The 23,485-nt window shown below is 60.9% G+C and carries 24 protein-coding genes and 1 tRNA gene; 22 read left to right on the top strand and 3 right to left on the bottom strand.

Going from position 1 to position 23,485, the window contains the following annotated elements:
• Nucleotides 1-103: 103 nt before the first annotated feature.
• The 8 genes from mnmE (at nt 104) to H582_RS0107260 (ending at nt 9,271) form a co-directional block, all read left to right on the top strand.
• Nucleotides 104-1,483 (top strand): tRNA uridine-5-carboxymethylaminomethyl(34) synthesis GTPase MnmE, encoded by a 1,380-nt coding sequence (mnmE, locus tag H582_RS0107225; RefSeq protein WP_028598006.1) that lies wholly within the window; start codon nt 104-106, stop codon nt 1,481-1,483.
• Nucleotides 1,484-1,678: 195 nt separating this feature from the next.
• Complete coding sequence (gene mnmG, locus H582_RS0107230) at nt 1,679-3,565, top strand: tRNA uridine-5-carboxymethylaminomethyl(34) synthesis enzyme MnmG (protein WP_028598007.1); 1,887 nt, start codon at nt 1,679-1,681, stop codon at nt 3,563-3,565.
• 3 nt (nt 3,566-3,568) lie between these two features.
• Nucleotides 3,569-4,303: a 16S rRNA (guanine(527)-N(7))-methyltransferase RsmG gene (rsmG, locus tag H582_RS0107235; RefSeq protein ID WP_028598008.1), complete on the top strand. Its 735-nt coding sequence runs from the start codon at nt 3,569-3,571 to the stop codon at nt 4,301-4,303.
• Nucleotides 4,304-4,664: 361 nt separating this feature from the next.
• The gene (gene noc / locus H582_RS0107240) at nt 4,665-5,483 is read left to right on the top strand and encodes a nucleoid occlusion protein (RefSeq protein ID WP_028598009.1); all 819 of its coding nucleotides are present in this window, start codon (nt 4,665-4,667) and stop codon (nt 5,481-5,483) included.
• Between the two features lie 270 nt (nt 5,484-5,753).
• On the top strand, nt 5,754-6,527 hold the full coding sequence (locus H582_RS0107245) for a ParA family protein (protein ID WP_028598010.1): 774 nt from the start codon (nt 5,754-5,756) through the stop codon (nt 6,525-6,527).
• Nucleotides 6,508-7,353, top strand: coding sequence for a ParB/RepB/Spo0J family partition protein (locus H582_RS0107250; protein ID WP_028598011.1), 846 nt, complete (start codon nt 6,508-6,510; stop codon nt 7,351-7,353). The genes H582_RS0107245 and H582_RS0107250 overlap by 20 nt, the downstream gene beginning before the upstream one ends.
• Nucleotides 7,354-7,543: 190 nt before the next feature.
• Complete coding sequence (locus H582_RS0107255; protein ID WP_028598012.1) at nt 7,544-8,713, top strand: aminotransferase class V-fold PLP-dependent enzyme; 1,170 nt, start codon at nt 7,544-7,546, stop codon at nt 8,711-8,713.
• Nucleotides 8,714-8,740: 27 nt separating this feature from the next.
• Nucleotides 8,741-9,271 carry a DUF4446 family protein gene (locus tag H582_RS0107260; RefSeq protein WP_240478965.1) on the top strand — a complete coding sequence of 177 codons (531 nt, stop codon included), beginning with the start codon at nt 8,741-8,743 and terminating at the stop codon, nt 9,269-9,271.
• On the opposite strand, the gene yyaC is transcribed toward H582_RS0107260, so the two are convergent.
• Nucleotides 9,222-9,815, bottom strand: coding sequence for a spore protease YyaC (gene yyaC, locus H582_RS0107265; protein ID WP_028598014.1), 594 nt, complete (start codon nt 9,813-9,815; stop codon nt 9,222-9,224). The two genes, H582_RS0107260 and yyaC, sit on opposite strands and share 50 nt — an antisense overlap.
• A 91-nt stretch (nt 9,816-9,906) precedes the next feature.
• Here yyaC and H582_RS0107270 point away from each other — a divergent pair, with 91 nt between their 5' ends.
• From H582_RS0107270 to H582_RS0107285, 4 genes are all read left to right on the top strand, one after another.
• Entirely contained in the window at nt 9,907-10,140 is a 234-nt protein-coding gene (locus tag H582_RS0107270; protein ID WP_028598015.1) for a putative Se/S carrier protein, read from the top strand.
• Nucleotides 10,141-10,403: 263 nt separating this feature from the next.
• Nucleotides 10,404-11,366 (top strand): mechanosensitive ion channel family protein, encoded by a 963-nt coding sequence (locus H582_RS26435; protein ID WP_052333044.1) that lies wholly within the window; start codon nt 10,404-10,406, stop codon nt 11,364-11,366.
• 81 nt (nt 11,367-11,447) lie between these two features.
• Nucleotides 11,448-11,678 carry a DUF951 domain-containing protein gene (locus H582_RS0107280; protein ID WP_028598016.1) on the top strand — a complete coding sequence of 77 codons (231 nt, stop codon included), beginning with the start codon at nt 11,448-11,450 and terminating at the stop codon, nt 11,676-11,678.
• A 56-nt stretch (nt 11,679-11,734) separates the two neighbouring features.
• Nucleotides 11,735-11,825 (top strand) — tRNA-Ser (locus H582_RS0107285).
• 422 nt (nt 11,826-12,247) lie between these two features.
• Here the strand turns inward: H582_RS0107285 and H582_RS0107290 are convergent.
• Entirely contained in the window at nt 12,248-12,433 is a 186-nt protein-coding gene (locus H582_RS0107290; RefSeq protein WP_028598017.1) for a YjzC family protein, read from the bottom strand.
• A gap of 419 nt (nt 12,434-12,852) precedes the next feature.
• Here H582_RS0107290 and rpsF point away from each other — a divergent pair, with 419 nt between their 5' ends.
• From rpsF to rpsR, 3 genes are read left to right on the top strand one after another with little or no spacing between them, the layout of a single operon-like run.
• On the top strand, nt 12,853-13,137 hold the full coding sequence (rpsF, locus tag H582_RS0107295; protein WP_028598018.1) for a 30S ribosomal protein S6: 285 nt from the start codon (nt 12,853-12,855) through the stop codon (nt 13,135-13,137).
• A 34-nt stretch (nt 13,138-13,171) separates the two neighbouring features.
• Complete coding sequence (locus tag H582_RS0107300; RefSeq protein ID WP_028598019.1) at nt 13,172-13,738, top strand: single-stranded DNA-binding protein; 567 nt, start codon at nt 13,172-13,174, stop codon at nt 13,736-13,738.
• 19 nt (nt 13,739-13,757) lie between these two features.
• On the top strand, nt 13,758-14,036 hold the full coding sequence (gene rpsR, locus H582_RS0107305; protein WP_028598020.1) for a 30S ribosomal protein S18: 279 nt from the start codon (nt 13,758-13,760) through the stop codon (nt 14,034-14,036).
• 191 nt (nt 14,037-14,227) lie between these two features.
• On the opposite strand, the gene H582_RS26440 is transcribed toward rpsR, so the two are convergent.
• On the bottom strand, nt 14,228-15,595 hold the full coding sequence (locus H582_RS26440; protein ID WP_052333045.1) for a hemolysin family protein: 1,368 nt from the start codon (nt 15,593-15,595) through the stop codon (nt 14,228-14,230).
• Between the two features lie 238 nt (nt 15,596-15,833).
• On the opposite strand from H582_RS26440, the gene H582_RS0107320 reads away from it, so the two are divergent.
• The 7 genes from H582_RS0107320 to dnaB all read left to right on the top strand — a co-directional run bounded on the left by H582_RS0107320 (nt 15,834) and on the right by dnaB (nt 23,124).
• Nucleotides 15,834-16,595, top strand: a complete 762-nt coding sequence (locus tag H582_RS0107320) for a DUF1836 domain-containing protein (protein ID WP_028598022.1) — start codon at nt 15,834-15,836, stop codon at nt 16,593-16,595.
• An 89-nt stretch (nt 16,596-16,684) separates the two neighbouring features.
• The gene (locus tag H582_RS26445; protein WP_084136792.1) at nt 16,685-17,782 is read left to right on the top strand and encodes an LCP family protein; all 1,098 of its coding nucleotides are present in this window, start codon (nt 16,685-16,687) and stop codon (nt 17,780-17,782) included.
• Nucleotides 17,783-17,815: 33 nt separating this feature from the next.
• Nucleotides 17,816-18,247 carry a CBS domain-containing protein gene (locus H582_RS0107330; protein WP_028598023.1) on the top strand — a complete coding sequence of 144 codons (432 nt, stop codon included), beginning with the start codon at nt 17,816-17,818 and terminating at the stop codon, nt 18,245-18,247.
• Between the two features lie 179 nt (nt 18,248-18,426).
• The gene (locus H582_RS0107335; protein ID WP_028598024.1) at nt 18,427-19,329 is read left to right on the top strand and encodes a DUF2232 domain-containing protein; all 903 of its coding nucleotides are present in this window, start codon (nt 18,427-18,429) and stop codon (nt 19,327-19,329) included.
• A 15-nt stretch (nt 19,330-19,344) separates the two neighbouring features.
• Nucleotides 19,345-21,306, top strand: coding sequence for a DHH family phosphoesterase (locus tag H582_RS0107340; RefSeq protein WP_028598025.1), 1,962 nt, complete (start codon nt 19,345-19,347; stop codon nt 21,304-21,306).
• Nucleotides 21,303-21,749, top strand: coding sequence for a 50S ribosomal protein L9 (rplI, locus tag H582_RS0107345; protein ID WP_028598026.1), 447 nt, complete (start codon nt 21,303-21,305; stop codon nt 21,747-21,749). The genes H582_RS0107340 and rplI overlap by 4 nt, the downstream gene beginning before the upstream one ends.
• 19 nt (nt 21,750-21,768) lie before the next feature.
• Nucleotides 21,769-23,124 (top strand): replicative DNA helicase, encoded by a 1,356-nt coding sequence (gene dnaB, locus H582_RS0107350; RefSeq protein ID WP_028598027.1) that lies wholly within the window; start codon nt 21,769-21,771, stop codon nt 23,122-23,124.
• Nucleotides 23,125-23,485: the final 361 nt, after the last annotated feature.

Genomic DNA, 23,485 nt, shown 5'->3' on the forward strand with positions numbered 1-23,485 from the left:
GCTCTTACAGTCATTGCTTTTTTGCCATCATCCGGCCTGCGGCTGAGCTCCGACCCTCGGGCCTCCGCCGGACCGATCAAACGAGGTGAATGTCAGCATCATGATGACTCAAGATACGATCGCGGCCATCGCGACGGCACTCGGCGAAGGCGGCATCTCCGTCATCCGCGTCAGCGGTCCGCAGGCGATCGCGAGCGTAGGCGGCGTGCTGCGGTCCAAACAGCCGCTGGCCGAAGCTCCGTCGCATACGGTGACGTACGGGCATATCGTCGATCCCGCCAGCGGCGAGGTGATCGAGGAGGTGCTCGTGACGGTCATGAAAGGTCCGCGCTCCTTCACGGCGGAGGATGTCGTCGAGATCGGCGCGCATGGCGGCCTCATCGCCGTCCGCAAGGTGCTTGAGCTCGTCCTGCGGCAGCCGGGCCTGCGCGTCGCCGAGCCGGGCGAGTTCACGAAGCGGGCGTTTCTGAACGGCCGCATCGACCTCGCGCAGGCGGAGGCCGTCATCGACCTGATCCGCTCGAAGTCGGACCGCTCCTATACGGTCGCGCTCAAGCAGGCCGAGGGCACGCTGTCCAAGCGGATCCACGCGCTGCGGCACAGCCTGATCGAGCTGCTCGCCCATATCGAGGTGAACATCGATTATCCGGAGCATGATGTCGAGGAGATGACGAGCCGGTACATCCGAGACAGCTGCGGCGCCGCGCTGGATTCGATCGAGCGGCTGCTGCGGACGGCGGCCGAAGGCAAGATTTTGCGCGAGGGCATCACGACGGCGATCGTCGGCCGTCCGAACGTCGGCAAGTCCTCGCTGCTGAACGCGCTCGTGCAGGAAAGCAAGGCGATCGTGACGGACATACCGGGTACGACCCGCGACGTGATCGAGGAATACGTGACCTTGTCGGGCATTCCGCTGCGGCTGCTTGATACGGCTGGCATCCGGGAGACGACGGACGTCGTGGAGCGGATCGGCGTCGAGCGTTCCCGCTCGGCGGTCGCGGAGGCGGAGCTGCTGCTGCTCGTGCTCAGCCATAACGAGCCGCTGCACGAGGACGAGCGCGAGCTACTCGGCAAGCTGACTGGCCGACAGGTGATCGTCATCGTGAACAAGACGGATCTGCCGGAGCGGCTCGAGCTGGCCGAGGTCCGCGAGGCGCTGCCGGACAGCCGGATCGTGCCGATGTCGGTGCTGCAGGAGCAGGGGCTCGACGATCTGGAGCAGGCGATCCGGGAGCTCTTCTTCGAGGGCCAGCTGGAAAGCGCCGATTTGACGTACGTCAGCAATGCGCGCCATATCTCGCTGCTGCACCGGGCGACGGATGCGCTGCGCGATGCGGTGAGCGCCACCGAGGCGGGCATTCCGATCGACATGGTCCAGCTGGACGTACGGGCGGCGTGGGAGCTGCTGGGCGAAATCGTCGGAGATACGGCGGCCGACTCGCTGATCGACCAGATCTTTTCGCAATTCTGCTTGGGCAAATAGATTATCCACATGTGAATAACGATAAAGGAAGGCCGGATCAATCGAGAAGATTCGCCGGCAATGGACAGCATGGCGACGGCAGAGGGCAATTCAGGCTAGCGAATGCCGTCGGATGCTGGGTTTGAAACCCTATTTTCATAAAAGAGGGAGAGGCGGGCTGAAAAGCGGCCGATTCCGACCAGGAGGCAATCCAAAATGAATTACGAGGCAGGACAGTACGACGTCCTCGTCATCGGCGCCGGCCACGCAGGCTGCGAGGCGGCGCTGGCGGCGGCCCGGATGGGCTGCGAGACGCTGCTGCTCACAATCAATCTCGACATGGTGGCGTTCATGCCGTGCAACCCGTCCATCGGGGGACCGGCCAAGGGTCATGTCGTCCGCGAGATCGACGCGCTCGGCGGCGAGATGGGACGGAACATCGACAAGACGTACATCCAAATGAGGATGCTCAATACGGGGAAAGGCCCGGCCGTGCATGCGCTGCGCGCGCAGGCGGACAAATTCCTCTATCAGCATACGATGAAGAAAACGATCGAGGAGACGCCGCATCTGACGCTGCGCCAAGGCATGGCGGAGGAGCTGATCGTCGAGGACGGCGCCTGCGTCGGCGTCATCACCAAGACCGGCGCCGTGTATCGCGCCAAAACCGTCGTCGTGACGACCGGCACGTATTTGCGGGGCAAGGTCATTATGGGCGAGCTGATCTACGAGAGCGGTCCGAACAACCAGCAGCCGTCTGTGCGGCTGTCCCAGTCGCTCAAGGAGAACGGCTTCGAGCTGGTGCGCTTCAAGACGGGCACGCCGCCGCGCGTCCATAAGGACAGCATCGACTTCGGCAAGATGGAGATCCAGCCGGGCGACGAGAAGCCGAAGTTCTTCTCGTTCGAGACGGAATATGCGGACAACGAGCAGCTGCCGTGCTGGCTGACGTACACGTCGGAGGACACGCATCGCATCATCAACGAGAATCTTCATCGCGCGCCGATGTTCTCGGGCGTCATCGAGGGCACGGGACCGCGCTATTGCCCGTCGATCGAGGATAAGATCGTGCGGTTCGCCGACAAGCCGAAGCATCAGATCTTCCTCGAGCCGGAAGGCATGAATACGTCGGAGTATTATGTGCAGGGCCTGTCCACGAGCATGCCGGAGGACGTGCAGCTCGGCATCCTGCGCTCGATTCCCGGCCTGGAAAAGGTCGAGATGATGCGCACCGGCTATGCGATCGAGTATGACGCGGTCGTGCCGACCCAGCTGTGGCCGTCGCTGGAGACGAAGGTGCTGCCGGGCTTGTTCACCGCCGGCCAGATCAACGGCACGTCCGGCTACGAGGAGGCGGCCGGACAAGGCGTCATCGCCGGCATCAATGCCGCCCGCAAGGCGTTAGGCAAGGAGCCGGTCATCATCGAGCGCTCGCAAGGCTATATCGGCGTGCTCATCGACGATCTGGTGACCAAGGGCACGAACGAGCCGTATCGCCTGCTCACCTCCCGCGCCGAGTATCGGCTGCTGCTCCGTCATGACAACGCGGATCTGCGCCTGACCCCGATCGGCCGCGAGATCGGCCTGATCAGCGAAGAGCGGTACGCCAAGTTTCTGGAGAAGAAAGCCCGCGTCGAGGAAGAGCTTGCCCGCCTGAAGACGATCAAGATCCGTCCGGAGGAGGCTGAGGCGATGCTGCAGGCAGCCGGCTCCGCTCCGCTTCAGTCCACGACCGACGCGCTTACGCTGCTGCGCCGTCCCGAGCTTTCCTACGCCCATCTGGAACCGTTCGCTCCCGCGCCGTACGAGCTGAGCGAGGACATGAAGGAGCAGGTCGAGATCCAGGTGAAGTATGCCGGCTATATCGAGAAGCAACTCGCTCAGGTAGAGCGGCTCGGCAAGATGGAGAAGAAGAAGCTTCCGGAAGGCATCGACTACAGCGCCGTGCATGGCCTCGCATCGGAAGCGAAGCAGAAGCTCGCCGCCATCCGTCCGCTGAATATCGGACAGGCTTCCCGCATCGCGGGCGTGACGCCGGCCGACATATCCATCTTGCTCGTGCATCTCGAGCAGTTCAACCGCGCCGGCGCGGCGAGGGCATAACGCATGGACAAGGTGATCGATGCGTTCTCCGCCCGGCTGCTGGAGCGGGGAATTCCGCTTGCGCCCCGTCAGCTGGAGCAGTTCCAACGCTACTACGAGCTGCTCGTTGACTGGAACGAAAGGATGAACCTGACCGGAATCACGGAGCGCGCGGCGGTGTTCGAGAAGCATTTCTACGATTCCGTCACGCTCGCCTTTTATGCCGACCTGTCATCCGCGGACCGGCTCGCCGATATCGGTTCGGGGGCGGGCTTCCCGAGCCTGCCCCTCAAAATCTGCTTCCCGCAGCTGCAGGTGACGATCGTCGATTCGCTGGCCAAGCGGATCTCGTTCCTCCAGCATGTATGCGAGCAGCTCGGACTGGAGGACGTGCAATGCGTCCACGGCCGAGCCGAGGATATCGGACGCCTGCCGGAGCATCGCGACCGCTATGCGATCGTGACGGCGCGCGCTGTCGCCCGTATGGCCGGCCTTAGCGAGCTGTGCTTGCCGTTCGCCCGCAAGGGCGGACTGTTCGCGGCGATGAAGGGAGCCGACCCGCAGGAGGAGCTCGAGGAGGCCAAGCATGCGATCCGCGAGCTTCGCGGCCGTGTAGATCGCGTCGAGACGCTGCGGCTGCCGGAGGAGCAATCGGAGCGGGCGATCATCCTGATCGCCAAGACGGATGCCACGCCAAAAGCGTATCCCCGCAAGGCGGGCGTTCCGCTGAAGCAGCCGCTGCTCAAACGGCGCGGATGACGATGTTTCACGTGGAACATTTTGTATCCATCCGGTGAAAACTTCGTGCAAGCGCGAAATCCAGCAGGAAATTTCCGAGCCTTCAACGAATTGGAAGTAGGGAAAGGGATTGTCGTCCTCCGTCAGGAGCGTCGACGCGGCTGCCCGTCCGGCGGAAGCGACGCGACGCGACCTTATTCGGCCGATCATTGCGGGAACCGCATACCGACCTGCCCGTGCTGCATGAACCAGAGCCGCGACCGGCTCGCCTCCGCCGCCGCGACGCGAAGCTGCGGAAGCACAATGTCGGCGGGGCGGGGCAGACGCACACGGATCCTACAGCAAGGACATTGGCACATTGAATTCGGGTGGTTGTAGAATGATGAAGGAACAATTTTCCCGGCTGTTCGGGCTGTCCGACCCGAAAGCTGTTCAAGATGAAGTGAAGCAGATTCCCGTCGGCAGCATCGATACGAGTCCGTATCAGCCGAGAACGATTTTTGACGACGACCGGATCGAGGAGCTCAGCCAGACGATCCGCACGCATGGCGTCATCCAGCCGATCGTTGTCCGGATTCGGGATGGCCGCTACGAGATCATCGCTGGAGAGCGGCGTTGGCGTGCGGTCAGCAAGCTCGGCCTGGAGACGATTCCGGCGATCGTACGCGACTTCAACGACTCGCAGGCGGCCTCGATCGCGCTGATCGAGAATTTGCAGCGCGAAGGACTGAGCGCGATCGAGGAAGCAGTCGCGTACCAGAAGCTGATCGACCTGCACAGCCTGACGCAGGAAAGTCTGGCGCAGCGGCTCGGCAAGAGCCAGTCGACGATCGCCAACAAAATCCGTCTGCTCGGTCTAAGCGATCCGGTCAAGTCGGCGCTTACCGACCGCAAGATTACGGAGCGGCACGCCCGCTCGCTGCTCGCTCTCGATTCCGAGGAGCTGCAGCAGAAAGTGCTCGACGACGTACTCAGCAAGGAGCTGAACGTCAAGCAGACAGAGGCGAGGGTCGCCTTTTACAAAGAAGCGACCAAGGCCAAAAAAGCGAAGCGCATCTCCTTTACAAAGGATGTCCGCCTCGCTCTGAATACGATCCGCCAATCGATCGATATGGTGTCCGGCTCCGGGCTGCAGATCAAGACCGACGAAAAGGACTTCGAAGATCACTACGAAATCGTCATCCAAATTCCCAAACGCTGATATCGCCGCCCGGGAGCGGTTCCCAATTCCGGCGGATTCCTTTATACTGGCTTCAATCCCTGCGATGGATGCGCGGCGTCCTGCGGCTACCGACACCATGATCGACTCTCCGATGCCCGAACGATGCCGCCGACGTCCTGGGAGCGCATAAAGCGGCAGCAGCCGCTTTTTTTTATCATCCAAGCTCTGCTTTTCCTATGCAAGCGCTATCCGCCGGATCGACTCCGACGGGATGCAGGTCCGAAGATTTGGAATATTGAGGTGACAAGGTTGTCCAAAATAATCGCCATAACGAACCAGAAGGGCGGGGTCGGAAAAACGACCACTTCCGTCAATCTGGGGGCCTGCCTCGCTTCTCTCGGGAAGCGGGTGCTGCTGGTCGACATCGACCCCCAGGGCAATACGACCAGCGGTGTCGGCATCAGCAAAGCCGACGTGGAAAACAGCATTTACGACGTCTTGATCAACGAAGTCGATCCTCATGAGGCGGTAGCGCCGACGGCGGTGCCGAATCTGAGCATCATTCCGGCCACCATCCAGCTGGCTGGAGCCGAAATCGAGCTTGTTCCGACGATTTCGAGGGAAGTGCGGCTGAAGAAGTCGCTTTCCCAGCTGCGCAACGAATACGATTACGTGCTGATCGATTGCCCGCCGTCGCTCGGCATCCTGACGATCAACTCGCTGACGGCTGCCGACTCGGTCATCATCCCGATTCAATGCGAGTATTACGCGCTGGAGGGGCTGAGCCAGCTGCTCAATACGGTGCGGCTCGTGCAGAAGCATCTCAATACGTCGCTGCAGATCGAGGGCGTGCTGCTCACGATGTTCGATGCGCGCACGAACCTGGGCATCCAGGTGATCGAGGAAGTGAAAAAATACTTCCAGCAGAAGGTGTACCAGACGATCATTCCGCGTAACGTGCGGCTGAGCGAGGCGCCGTCCCATGGTCAGGCCATCATCACTTATGATCCCCGCTCCAAAGGCGCCGAAGTTTATCTCGAACTGGCGAAGGAAGTGATTCAATATGAGCAAGCGGCTAGGTAGAGGACTGGATGCGCTCATTCCCTCCCTTTCGATCCAAGAGGACGACAAAATCGTCGAGATCGAGCTCAAGCAGCTAAGGCCGAATCCGTATCAGCCTCGACTGACGTTCCATGACGAATCGATCCATGAGCTGGCCGAATCGATCCGCCAGCATGGCGTCATTCAGCCGATTTTGGTCCGTTCCGTGCTCAAAGGCTACGAGATCATCGCAGGCGAACGACGATTCCGGGCTTCGCAGCTGTGCGGGCTCAAGACGATTCCGGCGGTCATCCGCAGCTTCACCGACCAGCAGACGATGGAGATCGCGTTGATCGAGAACCTGCAGCGGGAGGATCTCAACGCCATCGATCTTGCAGCGGCCTATCAGGCGATTATGGACAAGTTCGAGCTGACGCAAGAGGAGCTCTCGCTCAAAGTGGGCAAGTCGCGCTCGCATATCGCTAACTTCCTGCGGCTGCTCACCCTTCCTCCGGAAATCAAGGAAAATGTTTCACGTGGAACATTGTCGATGGGCCATGCGCGAGCTCTCGTCGGCGTCAAGGAAGACAAGCTGCGCAAGGAGCTTTCCAAGCAGGCGATAGAAAGCGAATGGAGCGTGCGCGAGCTGGAGCAGGCGATCCAGGAGCTGGACCGCAAGCAGCCGGAGCCGGCGCCGAAGGCCAAAGCCGTCAAGCGCGATCCGTATTTGGAGGCGCTGGAGGAAAACCTGAGGGAGCGGTTCCAAACATCGGTCAAGATCAAGGCTTCGCGCGAGCGAGGCAAGATTGAGCTTGCCTATTACAACAAGCAAGATCTGGAGCGGATACTGGATTTGCTGAAGCTGTAGAGCGCGGTCAGGCCCGCTTCTACAGCTTCGAAGCCGAAGCGCCGCTTCAGTCGTCGAACGAGCATACCTTGGTTGTAATCTGCTTTCCGAGAGATTAAACTTAGGTATGCTATTGTTGTTTTTGGAAGAAAGTCAGATGAGAGCCGGCCGATGCCAGAGGGCCTGCTTCGAGGAAAGGATGCGAGCGACCATGACGGCAGATCGGCCCTTGATCTATCTGGATCATGCCGCGACCTCCTGGCCCAAGCCGGAGGAGGTCGTAGCGGCCGTGCTGGAGGCGATGCGCCAAGGCGCCGCCAATCCAGGGCGAGGAAGCCATCGCATGGCGGTGCAATCGGGCAGGGTGCTGTTCGAGGCGAGAAAGAGCCTAGCCAAGCTGTTTCGGATCGCGAATCCGAACGATATCGCCCTGACGGCGAATACGACACAGGGACTCAATCTTGCGATCAAAGGGCTGCTGAAGCCTGGGGATCATGTCGTAGCTACGGCGGTGGAGCATAACTCGGTGCGCAGGCCGCTGGAGTTCCTGAAGGCGGCGATCGGCATCTCCGTCACTTATGTCGAGACGGCTGCGGACGGCAGTCTCGATGCGGCTCGAGTACGGGAAGCCCTGCGGCCGGAAACGGCGCTGATCGTGGCCACGCACAGCTCCAACCTGCTCGGGTCGATCTTGCCGGTAGCCGATATCGGCGAGATTGCCCGTGCCAGCGGCGTGCCGTTTCTGGTCGACGCGGCCCAGTCCGCCGGCGTGCTTGAGCTGGATGTCGAGGCGATGGGCATCGATCTGCTCGCTTTTCCCGGACACAAGGCGCTGCTGGGACCGCAAGGGACCGGCGGGCTCTATATCCATCCGAGGCTCGATCCGCTGCCGCTGCTTCATGGGGGCACCGGCAGCCAATCGGAAGCTGCGGAGCAGCCGACGGTGCGGCCGGACCGCTACGAGGCGGGGACGCCCAACACCCCCGGAAGCGCCGGCTTGGCTGCAGGCGTCCGCCTCGTGCTGGAGCGGACGACGCGAGCCATACACGCTCGCGAGACGGAGCTCGTCGGCCGGATCATGGACGGGCTGTCCGCAGTGGCAGGCGTCCGGCTGCTCGGGCCGGACATCGGGCAGCCTCGGACCGGCATCTGCGCATTCACGATGGAAGGCGTCGAGGCATCGGAGCTGAGCTTCATCCTCGATCAGCATTACGGCATCGCGGTCCGGGCAGGCTATCACTGCACCCCGCTTGCTCATCGAAGCGCAGGCACGGCAGAAAGCGGTGCGGTCCGGGCGAGCGTCGGCTTCTCCACGACGGAGGACGAAGCCGACGCGCTCGTGCGCGCGTTGCGCGAGATCCGGATCCATTATCCCCTGTAGGGAAAGATGAGGAGCGTACTTGGAATCATGAATGATTGGATCGAGTCGTGGACAGAAGAGCCATTTTACGGCATTGCGATCGGGCTGCTGGCGCTGGCGCTGCTGCTGCTGGTCGTCTGGATCGCGGCGCTAGGCCGCAGGCTGAAGAAGCTGCGGAAGCAATACGTGCAGGTGATGGGGCAGACGGGCGTAACCAATCTGGAGGAGGTCATCGTCGGGCTGCGGCTGTCTCTCGACGAGCAAGAGGAGCGGCTGGGTCGGTTCGACCGTCAATTGGCCGAGTTCGGCGAGCTGCTGCGGCAAACGAAGGGCAAGGTCGGCGTCGTGCGCTACAACGCATTCTCGAATCAGGGCAGCGACATGAGCTTTTCGGTCGCGATCATCGACGAGGCGGGCTCCGGGGTCGTGCTGACCGGACTGCATGGACGAGACGAGACCTATATGTACGCCAAGCCGCTGGCGCAGGGAGGCTCGTCCTATCCGCTGACTCCGGAGGAGCGTCAGGCGATTATTCTTGCGTCGCCGCATGCATCGGATAAGGCCGACAGTCGCGGATAGCGAGAGCGAGCGTGTCGGCCATCAGCTCGGCCATGCGCATGACGAGGTTGAGCCTCGTGTTCTGCAGGACGAAATATTCCATGAAGCCGCCGACATTGACGATGCCGGTCATATGGATGTCTCCGACGGGAGGAAGGTCCTTGTTGACGCCTGCGCCGGGACGCACCGGGCCCGAGCCGAGCTGGATGCTGCCGACGCTGCTCAGCTGGCCGAGGCAGGCGTCGATGCCGATGATGAACGGCTTGGAGTCGGCACGATGGATGTCCTGGAGGGTGCTTTCCAGATTCATCGCATGGACGGGCTCGTCCAGCGTGCCGTACAGCTCGAACTGCGAGCTGCGCAGCTTGTCCAGGCGGGAGCCGATGATCGGTCCAAGCGCGTCGCCGGTGGAGCGGTCGGTGCCGATGCAGACGACGGCAATCCGGCGATCCGCCGGCACGTTCAGCAGATGCAGCAGCAGCCGGCTGGCCAGCTGCTGGGAGGCGCCGGGGTCGGTATGCGGCACCTTGAGCGGGACTTCATGCATGGCAGCAGGACGTTTCATAGATTCCCCTCCGCTAAAATGAACTACTAATAGTATATGGTAGAGACGGGGGATTTATACTTGCCTGTCCCTTCGAAAAGGAGTCCCGACGATGCTGATCGCCTTTGATTCGACGCAGCAGGCGCTGCGTACCGAGATGCTGCTCGAATACGCCGATATCGAGATCGACATCCGGCCGACGCCGAAGACGATTACGGCAGGCTGCGCGCTGTCGATCGATTTTCCTGATGAAGAGCTGGAGCGCGTCCGGACGATCCTGCAGGAGCAGACGGTCGACATCCGCGGCATTTTCCGCGAGACGGGCACCGGCTACGAGCCGGTGTAGCGCAGGCGGTCCGTTCGGCCGTCATGGAAGCCTGCCTGCCGCTCGGGTGCCGGGCGGCGGCAGGCGGTTGAGAGGAAGGACAAGCGGTTATAAGGTCTAATGAGACGAGCCTTCCCGCAGCCGATGCGGAGAGGCTTTTTTAAACGATAAGAAACGAGAAGCGAATCGCTTCCGTGATCGTATCTTGCTCGGAACGAGGCTGGCCTCGCCGCCAGAGGACGACGAGAGCCGCTTCGCCCTGTATGGAGAGGAGAACGAATCCGATGAATTTCTTGCATCAGCCGCTGGCAGCGGCGAATCCTGCGGCATCGCCGCCGCCTTCCGCCAGCCCCGGGCCGTCCGCCAGCCCGGAGCCGTCCGTCGCTCCGCTTCCAACGGACCTGGAGGGGATGAAGGAAGAGGTGGCGAATAAAACGAGCGCGTACTGGGATGCGATGACGAGCTACTTCGACAGCCAGTTCTGGATCAACGCGACGATCATCTGCATCAAGGTCGCCTTCATCCTGCTCGTCGGCCAGCTCATCATCTTCGTCGTCGGCAAGGGAATCGACAAGGTGCTGGAGCGGGAGACGCGGGTGCAGCAGCGCACGCGGCGCGTCGTGACGATGGGGAGGCTGCTCAAAAACGTAACCAACTATGTCGTCTACTTCATCACCGGCATGCTCGTGCTGTCGATGCTGAGCGTCAATGTCGCGCCGCTGCTGGCGGGAGCGGGCGTGCTTGGCCTGGCGATCGGCTTTGGCGCGCAGAGCCTCGTGAAGGACGTCATCACCGGCTTCTTCATCGTGCTGGAGGATCAGTTCGCCGTCGGCGACGTCATTCAGACCGGTACGTACAAAGGCACGGTCGAGCTGATCGGACTGCGGACGACGCGGCTGAAGACGTGGACGGGGGAAGTGCATATCATTCCGAACGGCACGATCTCGCAGGTGACGAATTATTCGCTCAACAATTCGCTTGCCGTCGTCGACGTCGACGTGCCGAACGATGTGCCGATCGAGACAGCGGCGGAGCGCATCCGCGACATGCTGGAAAAGATCGATAATCCGAATCTCGTCAAGGTGCCGGATCTGCTCGGCGTCACCTCGATGACGACGGCGGAATACAAGCTTCGAATCGTGGCGGAGTGCATGCCGAATACGGAAGCGACGGTATCCCGTCAGATCAACCGCGAGCTGCAGCTGCTGCTGCGCAGCGGAGAAGGACCGCAAGAAGCGCTGGCCTAGAAGCGGCGGGAAGTGTAAGATGGATAGGAGCGGCCGCCGCGACTGGAGTCGGCGCGGCGGGCAGAGGAAGAGGTGACGGGTATGGAGCGCAAGCAGTTCGAGCTGGGCGATGTGGTCCAGATGAAGAAGCCCCATCCGTGCGGGACGAACGAGATGGAAGTCATCCGCATGGGCATGGATATCCGGATCAAGTGCGTCGGCTGCAAGCATAGCGTCTTGATTCCGCGGGCGAAATTCGAGAAGAACCTGAAAAAGGTGCTTCGGGCGGCGGCGGAGCGGGAAAATGCGGATGGCGAGACGGCTTCTTCCTAGCCGCTCGAAAAAGACTTGCATGATCGCCAGATCCATGATATGATCTATCATGCTGCGGAAAGGTACCCAAGTGGCCCAAGGGGGCTGACTCGAAATCAGCTAGGCGTCTCACGGCGTGCGTGGGTTCGAATCCCACCCTTTCCGCCACCCACAGCCAAACAGCCAGCGGCTCTCGTCGAGAGCCGCTTTTTTCATGCCTGCCGCCTGCATACGGAAGGGAACAAGCAGGTCGAAAAACAAAAGCCCAGCCGGGATGGCTGGGCTTTTGCTGACGGCGCTTAATGGGCTGCAAGATCAATCAAGCTGCACTCCTCATTGAATCGTACGGAAAGCCGCCCGGCTTCAACTGTCGAAAGACTTTTGAGCCTGCTGCGGCGAAGGCCTTAAAGACAATCGTCTTTGGCGCAACCCCTCGCTTCTCTGCGTTCGTGAACATGAATGCTTGGCTGTGTCTGTGCCCTTGCGCTTGTTACGGCCAACGGAACCACACCCTCATCTTGTCGCGCCGTCGAGGATAGTATGGCCGGGACCGGCGCGATTATGCGCCGCATGCCGAATTCGGCTTCAGCTCAGTCCTTCGGCATTTTGACCCAGACCCGATTGTGGTTCGAGTTTTTCGGGAAATGCTGGCCTTTCTTGAGGGAGATCTTTTTCGGATGGGAGATGCCCATATGGAAGGAATCCTCTCCCGCCTCCATGTACCAGCCGTCGTTCGGCGCTTTGAAGCCCGCTACAAACTTGGTCCGCTCGCCCATGTCGCGCTTCTCCACCTTCAGCTAGGAATTCGGCCGCCGCGGACGCGCCAGGCAGGCGCAGGCCCAGCGTACGGGCCTGGCGCCTGCCTGGCATCCCTCGAGGCCGGACGCTTAGTGTCTGCCGCGCGGAAACGAATCATCAGCGGGAATTTTTCGCACGCATAGTGCTCGGAAGCACGCGAGCGGCGTCCGGCGATGCCGCCAGCCGTATCGTCGGCATGCTGCAGCGAGGATGATCGCGCAGCGAGGCTTCGTCAAGCCTTCGTCATTCCTCGTCAGGCTTGCGTCAGTCTTCGTCAGCCTTGCGTCGGACAGGCTGTTCTGGTATAGTAGGTTGGTATGCGAGTTAATCCTCGCTCCTTGCTCTTTCATCCGCAAGGATGAGAAGGGCCGCTTAGTCCAAGAGGAGGTGAATCAAAGTGCGCAAATACGAATTGATGTACATCATTCGTCCGGAGACGGAGCAAGAAGCAGTTCAAGCTCTCGTCGAAAAATTCAATGGCATCATCGCGAATGGCGGAGAAGTTACCAAGTCCGACGTTCTCGGCAAGCGCCGTCTTGCGTATGAGATCAACAAGATCCGTGACGGGATCTATGTTCTTGTCCACTTTACGGGTCCGTCCGAAGTGGTCAACGAGCTGGACCGCGTCATCAAGATCACGGATGACGTCATCCGTTTCCTGATCGTCAAAGACGTAGCGTAAGCCAAGACTCAGCTGACTTGGGAGGTGCGTATCGATGTTGAACCGTGTCATTCTGATCGGCAGGCTCACCCGAGATCCGGAGCTTCGCTATACCCCTTCGGGAGTTGCGGTCACGCAATTCACGCTGGCGGTGGATCGGCCCTTCAACAGCCAATCCGGCGAGCGCGAGGCCGATTTCATTCCGATCGTCACCTGGAGGCAGCTTGCCGAAACCTGTGCCAATTACTTGCGCAAAGGTCGTCTGGCAGCAGTCGAAGGACGGATGCAAGTCCGGAACTACGAGAACAACGAAGGCAAGCGCGTCTACGTGACGGAAATCATTGCCGACAACGTTCGGTTCCTGGAGTCCGGAAACCGTGAAAACGCTCCGCGTGAGGAAGGCTCTTACAGCGGCGGCGGAAGCAGCGGCAACAGCGGCGGCGGAAATTACGGCGGCGGCAACGGAGGCTATGGCGGTGGCGGCGGCCAATCGGGCGGCGGAAGCCAAGGCGGAGGTTCCTACGGGGGCAATCGCGGCGGCGGTGGTTCTTCGAACAGCCGGGATCCATTCTCGGATGACGGACGTCCGATCGACATCTCCGAAGATGATTTGCCATTTTAAAGGAAAGGACGGATAGACCATGGGATTCAAGCAAAGAGAAGACGGCGGCGAGCGCCCAGAGCGCAAGTTCCGCAAAGGCGGCCGCAACAAGCGCCGTAAAGTCTGCTACTTCACCGTGAACAAAATCAAGCATATTGATTACAAGGACACGGATCTGCTTCGCAAGTTCATCAGCGAGCGCGGCAAAATTCTGCCACGTCGTGTGACGGGCACAAGCGCGAAATTTCAGCGTGCTCTGACGGTTGCGATCAAACGCTCCCGCCAAGTAGCCCTGCTGCCATATACGACGGACAACTAGGCCGTCAAGACGAACCGGCATCCGTCGTCCTCGACGGCGATGCGGGCCTCGTTCCGAGCAAGCAGCTCTTCCACTTCCGGGAGGGCTGCTTTTTTGCGTTTGGGTGCAGGCGAAGCATGAGCATGACGGACGAGGGCGTAAAAAAACCACCTGCCCTGCGGCAGGTGGTGGCGAGAATCGTGCATAGGGGATCAAGAGGAGGAAGGCTCTCCGTTCAGCTCGGCTTGAGCCTGCGCGGCCTGGGCTTCCGCCGAGGAGATCTCGTCCTCGGTATGGATGATGAGCTCGATCTTGCGGATGCGGTTTTTGGTCGCCTCGCGGATGATGAACGTGAGGTTCTCATAATCATGCTGCACGCCGACCTTGGGCGACTGGAGGCGGGTGTACAGCCAGCCGCCGACGGTATCGGTATCCTCGTTGTCGAAGTTGTGTCCCGACAGCTGGCCCAGCTCGTCGAGCGAGACCTTGCCGTCGAGCAGGTAGCAGTTCTCCTCAAGCTTCTCGATCTCGCGGCGCTCGTCCTCGTCGAACTCGTCACGGATCTCGCCGACGATCTCCTCGAGGATATCCTCGATCGTGATCAGGCCGGACGTGCCGCCGTACTCGTCCACCAAAATGGCGATATGGACGCGCTCGAGCTGCATGCGCTTGAGCAGCTGCTTGACCGGGATGCTCTCCGGCACGGACACGACGGGATGGATCAGATCCTTGAAGTTGAACTCCTTGTCCTCCTGATACGTCAGGAAGAGCTGCTTCGTGTTGATCATGCCGACAATATTGTCCTTGCTCTCGGTGGCGACCGGGAAGCGGGTATATTGCTCCTTTTGGATGACCGCCAGGTTCTCCTCGCGGCTGTGGTTCGTGTACAGGCACACCATGTCGGTGCGGGGAACCATGATCTCGCGGGCGACCATCTCGTCGAAGGCGAAGATGCGGCTCACATAGCCATACTCGGTATTGTTGATCTTGCCGCTCTGCAGGCTCTCGCTGAGGATGATCTGGATCTCTTCCTCGGAGTGCGCGTTCTCATGCTCGCTGACGGCGCGCAGGCCGAACAGGCGGATGAGGGCGTTGGCGGAGCCGTTGAGCAGCCAGATGAACGGATAAAGGATGCGGTGGAACCAGATGATCGGCTTCGCCACGAGGAAGCTGATGAATTCGGCTTTCTGGATGGCCCACGACTTTGGCGCGAGCTCGCCGACGACGACGTGCAAGTACGTGACGACCAGAAACGCGATCAGAAAGGACAGAAGTCCGGCCAGGCTGTCGTTCAGATGGAATTGGTGAAAGATGGGATGCAGCAGCTTCTCCATCGTCGGCTCGCCGAGCCAGCCGAGTCCGAGAGCGGTGATGGTGATCCCGAGCTGGCAGGCGGAAAGGTATCCGTCCAGGTTGCTCGTTACTTTCTGCACGGCCAACGAGCCTTTGCGTCCTTCGACGACGAGCTGATTCACGCGGCTCGGCCGTATCCGGATGATGGCGAACTCCGTCGCCACGAAAAAGGCGGTCAGAAAAATCAGCAGTGCGACCAAAGCCAAATTCAAGCCTATACTGTCCATTCTAAATCATCGACATCCTTTACCTATGAAATGAGTTCTTTTGAACCAGTATAACGAACCTATCGCCTGTCCATCAACTGTTTCAAAGCCTTTGTCTGACGGTATAAGGCTGTGGGAGCCGAAGAGAGCGGCTCAATCGGCGTTTTTCTCCTTCATGCCAGTCTTTACAGCCGCATGAGGGGGACTTATGATAGGTTCATATGAACTTGATATCCTGGAACGGAAGGAGGAAAACGGCATGGAAGCCTTTATGCTGACTCGGCGCCAGATGGCGGAGCTGCTGCTCTCGCTCTGCGGACGCCGGGCGGAGAGCCCGATCCAGATCGTTCAGGACGCATGGCGCAAGGAGCATCGCGATCAGGTAGACTCCGGCAAGGCGCTGCCGGCTTTCCTCTCGACGGATTGGCCGGCGGTGCTGGAGAAGCTGATCAAGGGGCAGGGCATCAAGGGCGTCTCGCTGCAGGAAGCGGCGACGCTCGGCGCAAGGGTCGAATATTCGTCCTTGTCGATCACGGCCATGCAGAATTGGGTGAAGCGGGATTTCAAGCCGTTCTTCGAGTCGCCCAAGGCCGGCAAAAAATACTCGCTCGAGCAGGCGGCGCTGCTTTATATCATCGACGATCTCAAGGCGAGCCTCGATTTCGAGTCGATCCGCCAGCTGTTCGAACGTCTTTTCGGCTGCGGCGAGGACGGCCGGTGCCGGCCGCTGCTCGGGGCGCTGGAATTCTATCTGGCCTATTCCTCGATTTTTGAGGATATGGACGCCGACGGAGACCAGATTCTCGACAGCGGGCCTGCTCTGACCGGCTACGGGGCGGCCCCGCTGGAGACTCGGGTCCGGGATGCCGCCAAGGCCTATCTCGACGGCCTCGAGCGGCTGAGCGAGCTGGAGCGCGTCACGCTGGAAAACATGCTGCTGATCGCCGTCTTTTCGGTGCAGGCCGCGTATTTCCATGCGCTCACCCGGCGGTACTGCAATGCGACGCTCTTCCTGCATTAATCTTCTTGTAACTATTTTTTAAGGATACTCGTCTACACTTAGGCTAAACTAAATGAATCTATTCGACCGATAGAAAGGAACTTTTTCCGATGAAGCCAAAAAAATCGCGCGCCCGGAAGGCATGGACATGGACGGCATCCGTCCTGGCGCTGCTGCTCGTACTCGGAGCGGCGGGATATTATAACCGTACGACGCTGGCGCTGTGGGGCTTTGATCTTTTCCTGGCCAAGGACGTGGAGAAGCAGCTTGAGAAATCCTACAAGCCGACCGTCGACAGCAAGCCGAAGCCGCCGGCGGCCGAGCAGATCAAGTATACGCAGGCCGATCCATACTCGGTGCTGCTGCTGGGCGTGGACGCCCGCGACGCGGAACAGGGACGTTCGGATACGATCATGTACACCGTCATCCGGCCGAAGGAAGGCGCGATCCTCATGGTGTCGATCCCGCGGGATACGTATGCGGAGCTCGTCGGCAGGGACCGCGAGGACAAGATCAATCATGCCTACGCCTTCGGCGGAGCCAAGATGGCCATCGATACGGTGGAGAACCTGCTGGGCAGCGAGGTCGATTATTATGCGGCCGTCAACTTCAATGGATTCAAGAACCTGATCGACGCCATGGGAGGCATCTCCCTGCCGATCGAGGAGGATATCGTCAACAAGGATCCCGGCCATGAGAAGTTCACGATCAAGGCCGGACAGGACAAATACATGGGCCAGGACGCGCTCAACTTCGTCCGCTACCGCGAGGACGCGGGCGGCGACGTCAGCCGCACGGAGCGCCAGCAGACGTTCGTCGAGTCGATCATGGACGAAGCGTCGAGCATGTCCTCCTGGTCCAAAATTCCGGAGTACGTCGGCATCATGGGCGAGAACTTCGCCACGGACATTCCTCCGAGCGAGATGATCGAGATGGCCAAGGCGATGATGCAGGGCAAGAACCGCTCCATCTATACGCATACGCTCAAAGGCGAGGGCGGAAAGCTCGCCAGCAACGGCGCCTGGTATTACTTTGCCGACGAAGAGGATGTCGCCAAGAGCAAGACGCTCATCGAGGATTGGATGAATCCGGCCAAATCGCTGGCGGAGCTGACTGGAACCGGAGCGTCGGCTGCGGATAAGCAGGATGTCGCGGGCAGCGGCAAAGATCGGGAAGTGTCCACGGCCTCGGCCGGCGCGGACGAGTAAGCTTTCCCGCTAGAGAATGGAGTGCAGGCCAAGATGAACATTGCGTTTTTCCTTCTTCCCAAAGCGGAAGTCATCACGCTCACGCAGGAAGCTACGCTGCGGCAGACGCTGGAGAAGATGGAGCATCATCGCTACACGGCGGTGCCGATCCTCGACGACAAGGGCGGCTACGCGGCTACCGTCACCGAGGGCGATCTGCTCTGGTTCATGAAGAACGAGAACCTCAGCTTCGAGCAGACGCATCGCGTCAGCCTCTCCGAGGTGCCGATGCGCGTGCGGCTGAAGCCGGTGCGCATCGACGCCAACATGGAGGACCTGATCTCGCTGGCCAAGATGCAGAACTTCGTGCCGGTCGTGGACGACATGAACCGGTTCATCGGCATCGTCCGCCGGAGCGACATCATCGATTATTGCGCCAAGGGCCTTTTCCGGGGCAAGGAAGAGACGGCCGCCGTAAAGGAATAGCGTAGAACCGGATTTCCGCATCGGCGGAAATCCGGTTTTTTTCGTTTCGGCAGCGCCGTCCAAGGCGCCTTCCGCTCGCTTGCCGGCCTTGGATTTGTGGTATAATGGGTGGTAAAGCTTCTGGCCGGCCATGCCTAGGTCGGGCCAAGAGGAATCGCAGATTTGAGGTGAACGGGCTTTTGAAAACCGATGGGAAATCCATCCTCTGGAGCGTCGCCGCTCTCTTGCTGCTGCTCTCGATCGGAGTGCCGCTGCTGAACGTTCTGACCATCGCCTTGCTGATGGTTCCATATGTCGTGCTCTACACGACGCTTTCCAAGCGCATGTTCGCCGCCCATTTGATTCCGGTGTGGCTGATCGTCTATCTCGTGGCCGGACCGGCTCCGCTGATCGTCGGCCTGTTCTTTCTCGTGCCCTCGATCGTCATGGGCCATTATTACCGTACCGGCAAGCCCGTACGCTCGCGGATGACGGCGGTGCTCGTCAGCCTCGTCGCGATCGTGCTGCTCGAGCTGGTGCTGTTCGATCTCGTGCTGGACCTGTCGGTCATCGGCGCGCTGCAGGACCAGCTGCGCTCGGCTGCGAGCCGGGTCGCGAGCGAAGGGGTCATGAAGGACCTGTGGACGGCCGACATGGTCGACCAGCTCGTCGATTCCACCGTGCAGGTCATACCGCAGGCGCTGCTGCTGTCGGCCTTCCTGCTGACGGCGGTCGCCCAGTACGGATCGAGGATCGCGCTGCGCGCCTACGGCCTGCATCCGGCCGGCATGCCGCCCGCCCGCGAGTGGCGGGTGCCGCGCATTCTCGTGACGTATTACCTGATCGCGCTGCTGCTCCAGCTGATCGTGCCGGCGGGAGACAGCTCGTTTCTGACGACGGCAGTGGCCAATCTCGTTCCGCTGCTGCGGTTCGTCTTCACCGTCCAGACGATCGGCTTCTTTTTCTTCCTGGCGCATCAGAAGCGCTGGCCGAAGGGCGTGCCGGCCTTCATCGGATTTCTCGTGCTGCTGTTCCCGCCCCTCAGTCTGATCGGCGTGCTGGACGCGGCGTTTCCGATCCGCAAGTCGTTCCAGAAACCTTGAACAGGGGCGTGACTTATGCCTAGGAATCTACTCAAGCGCTGGCATGGCATGCACGGGATCGCATGGGCGGCCGCCCTCGTCCTGATCGCCGCGGCGCTGATGGCCTACAATCTGGCTCTGGGCATCGCGGGACTGGTGCTGGCGGCCGGCTGCGGCTTCTACACGTACATGGCGGAGAGGGCGTTCCGCCGCGAGTTCAAGAACTATCTCGGGACGATGTCCTACCGCATCAAAAAAGTCGGGAGCGAGGTCATCCACGAGCTGCCTTTGGGCATTATTCTTTTCAATGATGAGCGCGTCGTGGAATGGCATAATCCGTTCGTAGCGAGCATGATGGAGGAGGAGTCGGTCATCGGCGTGCCGCTGATGGAGCTGTTCCCGACGCTGGCGCAGGCCAAGGACCGGCCCGGCAAGATGGAGATCGCGATCGGAGCCGACATCTACGAGCTGCTCTATCGTCCGGCGGAAAAGCTGCTGTACGTGCGAGACATCACGGAGATGTGGCAGCTCTCCAAGCAGTACGAGGAAGAGAAGCCGGCGCTCGGCATCGTCTTCATCGACAACCTCGACGAGGTGACCCAGTCGATGGACGATCAGCAGCGCACGACGCTGCTCTCCCGCGTCACGTCCGAGATTACGGAATGGTCGCAGCGAGAGAACCTGTATCTCAAGCGGCTCAACTCCGACCGGTTCCTGCTCATCACCGATCAGCAGGCGCTGCGCCAGCTTGAGCTGTCCAAGTTCATCATCCTCGACGAAGTGCGGGAGATGACCGGCGACCTCAAGATTCCGATGACGCTGAGCATCGGCTTCGCGGCCGGGGCGTCCAGCATTCAGGAGCTCGGCCAGTGGGCGCAGGTCAGCCTCGACATGGCGCTTGGCCGCGGCGGCGATCAGGCGGCGGTCAAGGTCGGCGAGCGGACCAGCTTCTACGGCGGCAAGTCCAACGCCGTCGAGAAGCGGACGCGGGTGCGGGCGCGCGTCGTCGCGCATGCGCTGCGGGACATGATCCGCGAGAGCGAGAAGGTCGTCATCGTCGGGCACAAGATGCCGGACATGGATGCGATCGGAGCCGCCGTCGGCGTGGCCAAGATGGCGTCCCATCTCGGCAAGGAAGCGTACATCGTGCTCGAGGGAATCAATCCCGCGATCCAGAAGATGATGGAGATGATCAAGGAGGACGAACGGCTGTACCGCCGCTTCATCTCGCCGGAGCAGAGCCTCGCGCTCGTCGACGGCCGCACGCTCGTCGTCGTCGTCGACACGCACAAGGCTTCGATGCTCAAGGAGCCCCGGATTCTCAGCCAGACCGGTCGGATCGTCGTCGTCGACCATCACCGCCGGGGCGAGGAGTTCATCAGCCACGCGGTGCTCGTCTACATGGAGCCGTACGCCTCGTCGGCATGCGAGCTCGTGACGGAGCTGCTCCAATATATCCATGACCGCCTCGTGCTCGACATCCGCGAGGCGACGGTGCTGCTCGCGGGCATCACCGTCGACACGAAGAGCTTCGCGCTGCGGACCGGCGCGCGCACGTTCGAAGCGGCCTCGTTCCTGAGGCGCAACGGAGCGGACACCGCGATGGTGCAGCGGATGCTCAAGGAGGATCTGGAGGAATATCTCAAGAAAGCCGACATCATCAAGCATGCCGAAGTGCTGTACGGCCATGTCGCGCTGGCGGTGACGGAGCCGGGCAAGCGCTACTCGCAGCTGCTGATCGCGCAGTCGGCCGATACGCTGCTCAACATGACGGGCATCTACGCGTCGTTCGTCATCGGCGAGCGCCAGGACGGCCTCGTCGGCATCAGCGCCCGCTCGCTGGGCCAGATGAACGTGCAGGTCGTCATGGAGCGCATGGGCGGAGGCGGCCATCTGACCAACGCCGCCTGCCAGCAGGAGGGCAGCGTCCAGGATGTCGAAGAGAAGCTGAAGCGCGTGCTGCAGCAAATTCATGAGGAAGAGGGGTTGTTCGAATGAAGGTCATCTTTTTGCAGGATGTAAAGGGACAGGGCAAACGCGGCGAGGTCAAGGAAGTATCGGAAGGGTACGTCCGCAACTTCCTGCTGCCGAAAGGCCTCGTAAAACCGGCGGAAGCGGGCAACATCAAGACGCTGGAGATGCAGAAGGCGTCGGAGGAGAAGCGCAAGGCTCAGGAGAAGGCCGACGCCGAGGCGCTGGCCGCCAAGCTGGAGCAGGTCACCGTCGTCGTCCGGACGAAGGCCGGCGAAGGGGGCCGGCTGTTCGGCGCGATCACGACCAAGCAGATCGCCGAGGCGCTGGAGAAGCAGGAGGGCATCAAGCTCGACAAGCGCAAGCTCGAGCTGCCGGAGCCGATCCGCTCGCTCGGCTTCACGAATCTGGACGTCAAGCTGCACCCGCAGGTGAAGGGCAAGCTGAAGGTCCAGGCGGCCGAAGAATGAGAACGGAGGCGCAGGCGGGATGAGTCAAGACGGCTTGATGTTCGACCGGGTCCCCCCTCAAAATCTCGAAGCCGAGCAGGCCGTGCTGGGCGCCGTCCTGCTGCAGGCCGAAGCGCTGATCACGGCGATGGAAAAAGTCCGCCCCGAGGACTTCTACCTGAGCTCGCATCAGCTCATCTTCGAGGCGATGATCGAGCTTGGCGAGAACAATCAGCCGATCGACCTCGTGACGCTCACCGCCTATCTGAGCGACCGCTCGCAGCTGGAGGAGGTCGGCGGCGTCAGCTACCTGGCCAAGCTGGCGAGCGTCGTGCCGACGGCGGCCAACGTGGAGCACTACGCCCAGATCGTCGAGGAGAAGTCGATGCTGCGGCGCCTGATCCGCACGGCGACGACGATCGTCTCCGACGGCTATGGGGCGACGGACGACATCGGCCTCATGCTCAGCGAGGCGGAGCAGCGCATCATGGAGATCGCCAACCGGCGCTCCAGCAGCGGCTTCGTCTCCATCCGCGACGTGCTGATGGAAGTGTTCGAGCGCGTCGAGTTCCTTTATACGAACAAAGGCGGATCGACGGGAATTCCGTCGGGCTTCGTCGATCTCGACAAGATGACGAGCGGCTTCCAGCGCAGCGACCTCATCATCGTGGCCGCGCGTCCCTCTGTCGGCAAGACGGCGTTCGCGCTCAACATCGCCCAGAACGTCGGCGTGCGCGCCCGCGAGACAGTGGCGATCTTCTCGCTCGAGATGAGCGCGGCGCAGCTCGTGCAGCGTATGGTGTGCGCGGAGTCCAACGTCGACGCCGGCCGCATGCGGACGGGCTTCCTCGAGGGCGACGACTGGGAAAAGCTGACGATGGCGATCGGCGCCTTGTCCGAGGCGGAGATCTATATCGACGATACGCCGGGCATCACGGTCAGCGACATCCGCGCCAAATGCCGGCGGCTCAAGAAGGAGCGCAACCTCGGCATGATCCTGATCGACTACCTGCAGCTCATCCAGGGCCGCGGCAAGGCCGGGGAGAACCGCCAGCAGGAGGTTTCCGAGATCTCCCGTACGCTCAAGCAGATCGCGCGCGAGCTCGAGGTGCCGGTCATCGCGCTGTCGCAGCTGAGCCGGGGCGTCGAGCAGCGCCAGGACAAGCGGCCGATGATGAGCGACCTTCGCGAATCCGGCTCGATCGAGCAGGACGCCGACATCGTCGCGTTCCTGTACCGGGACGACTACTACGACAAGGAAACCGAGAAGAAGAACATCATCGAGATCATTATCGCCAAGCAGCGTAACGGTCCCGTAGGCACGGTGGAGCTCGCTTTCCTCAAGAATTTCAATAAATTTGTTAGCTTGGATCGTACTCACGAGCCAGCATCATAGGCTCGTGAGTACGATCAGTCGAACTCACAGCCCGCATCATAATCTCGTGAGTACGATCAGTCGAACTCACGAGCCGGCATCATAATCTCATGAGTACGATCAGTCGAACTCACGACCCGGCATCATAGGCACTCGATCCAACCGGCCGGTCCTTCTGGACCCGGCCGGTTTTTTCGCTTCTCTCGCTGCCGGGGCCGCATGCGGACCGGAAAACGTCTATTTTCCGAACAATGATTCTTCCCTAACAAGGATTGTTCGCCTTTCTAGTTGACATGCCATGGCAGGGCTGATACACTGGGATTGCTGCTTTCGGACCGCCTCCGTACTTGCGCGTGGTAACGTGTCACAGCGCCGTATGGCA

This window comes from Paenibacillus pasadenensis DSM 19293 (assembly GCF_000422485.1).
Classification (GTDB): domain Bacteria; phylum Bacillota; class Bacilli; order Paenibacillales; family Paenibacillaceae; genus Paenibacillus_O; species Paenibacillus_O pasadenensis.